Raw genomic sequence first — 374 nt, forward strand, 5'->3', positions numbered from 1 at the left:
CCTTAGGCGGGCGTTAGCTCTCTTTCAAAGTTTATCGCGGAGTCCAAAAAGCCAAGCTGGATTTGAAATTTTTTAGCAATATTTCAGGAGATAGTATGAGCACAAGGTTTTGTGAAAAGTGTGGGAAGAACACTGAACATAAAGAAGTGATGAAACAAAAGCCATCAAAGTACGGTAAGTCCAAAAGAGAGCAGTTCAAAGCATTTCTAGATGGATTTTTTAGTAGTTCGGCAGCCTCTTTACCTGGTGGCGTTTCGTTAGAATTAACAGATAGATATGTTGTTTGTGCTGTGTGTGGCAGCGCAACTTTAGAAAATCATGGTGAACAATTCCAGTAACCTATTCGCTAAGCAGAGAGCTAACAAACGCCTCAA

1 protein-coding gene is annotated in these 374 nt (G+C 40.4%); it reads left to right on the forward strand.

From position 1 onward, the window contains the following. Positions 1–95 precede the first annotated feature (95 nt). Positions 96–338: a hypothetical protein gene (locus GOU96_RS18430; RefSeq protein WP_053034790.1), complete on the forward strand. Its 243-nt coding sequence runs from the start codon at positions 96–98 to the stop codon at positions 336–338. The last annotated feature ends 36 nt before the right edge of the window (positions 339–374 follow it).

Source organism: Vibrio sp. R-1 (assembly GCF_035615595.1).
GTDB lineage: Bacteria > Pseudomonadota > Gammaproteobacteria > Enterobacterales > Vibrionaceae > Vibrio > Vibrio cholerae.